The following is a 1445-nucleotide window of genomic DNA, read 5'->3' as shown; positions in this document are numbered from 1 at the left end:
GTATTTCTGCGCGTGACATTGAGATTCAGCCAGGCGGCTTCTCGGTGTGCGGTCACCCCGTTTATTCTCAGGGGTAGAGTCTTAGTGCGTGGTGTAAATTCGGAAGGATGGTGAGAGCCATCGGCTTATCCGGTAAGGTAATGGTTAATCAGACAATTATCTTAGAAGGAATCAACCGATGGCTGACAACAGCATGACATTCAGCAACACCCTGATGCAACTCGGCGGCGAGGATTTCCTGCGTGAGCTCACCGAATTTATGCTCAACCGCATCATGGAAGCCGACGTCACTCAGCGCATCAACGCAGAGCCTCACGAGCGCAGCGATGAGCGCGAGACCTACCGCAACGGCTACCGTGAACGGCAGTACAACACCCGGCTCGGCACGCTGGACCTGCGTATCCCGAAGCTGCGGGAAGGCACCTACTTCCCACCCTTTCTCGAGGCCCGCAGGCTGTCGGAGAAGGCGCTCAATGCGGTTATCCAGGAAGCATGGATAAATGGCGTCTCCACCCGCAAGGTCGATGCGCTGGTCCAGTCGATGGGGATGACCGGTATCTCCCGCAGCCAGGTGTCGTCCATCTGCCCCGGTATCGATGAGCGCGTGCAGGCCTTCCTGCAGCGACCACTGGAAGGAGAATGGCCCTGTCTGTGGCTGGATGCGACCTATGTGAAGGTCCGCAAGAACGGTCGGGTGGTCAGCGTGGCGGTAATAATCGCCTGCGCGGTCAGCTCGGACGGTCGCCGGGAGATAATCGGGATGGGCATTGGTGAGTCAGAAGCCAAAGCGTTCTGGCTTGCCTTCCTGCTGAGCCTGAAGGAGCGCGGTCTGGAAGGCGTGAAGCTGGTTATCTCCGACTCGCACAGCGGCCTGAAGGCGGCGATACGGCAGGTGTTCTCTGCCAGCTGGCAGCGCTGCCGGGTCCACTTCATGCGCAACGTGCTGGGCCGGGTCAGCAGGGCCAGCCAGTCGGTGGTCCGCGCCGCTCTGCAGCAGGTGTTCGTACAGACAGAGGAGAAGAGCGCTCATGCCACCTGGCGCGAGGTTGCGGCCCAACTGGAGAAAACCTTCCCGGCGGTTACGGAGATGATGGACGAAGCGGAAGAGGACGTGCTGGCGTACTTCGGCTTCCCGAAAGCGCACCGGGTGAAAATCCACTCGACCAACACGCTGGAGCGCCTGAACAAAGAGGTGAAACGGCGTGCCGACGTAGTGGGCATCTTCCCCAACGAAGACAGCATCATACGGCTTCTGGGTGCGGTCCTGACGGAGCAGAATGAAGAATGGTTGCTGCAGAACCGCTACCTGCCGCAACACAGCATGGCGGAGATAGACCAGCTCGCTGAAACCGAAGTAATCGACGCGCTGCCAATCAGCGCATAACAGGCTCATTGCCGGACCGGAAAGCTGTAACTGAATTTACACCACCTTGACGGACTCGACC

Annotated in this window: 1 protein-coding gene; it reads left to right on the top strand. The window is 59.2% G+C overall.

Annotation, left to right across the window (positions count from 1 at the left end; genetic code table 11):
- Positions 1–178 precede the first annotated feature (178 nt).
- Complete coding sequence (locus UTM25_RS17040) at positions 179–1384, top strand: IS256-like element ISEae1 family transposase (RefSeq protein WP_261893184.1); 1206 nt, start codon at positions 179–181, stop codon at positions 1382–1384.
- The last annotated feature ends 61 nt before the right edge of the window (positions 1385–1445 follow it).

Source organism: Enterobacter sp. 61D5, from assembly GCF_034107965.1.
Classification (GTDB): domain Bacteria; phylum Pseudomonadota; class Gammaproteobacteria; order Enterobacterales; family Enterobacteriaceae; genus Enterobacter; species Enterobacter cloacae_M.
The sequence above is the reverse complement of the archived record's forward strand: the minus strand, read 5'-3'. Positions and strand labels throughout refer to the sequence as shown.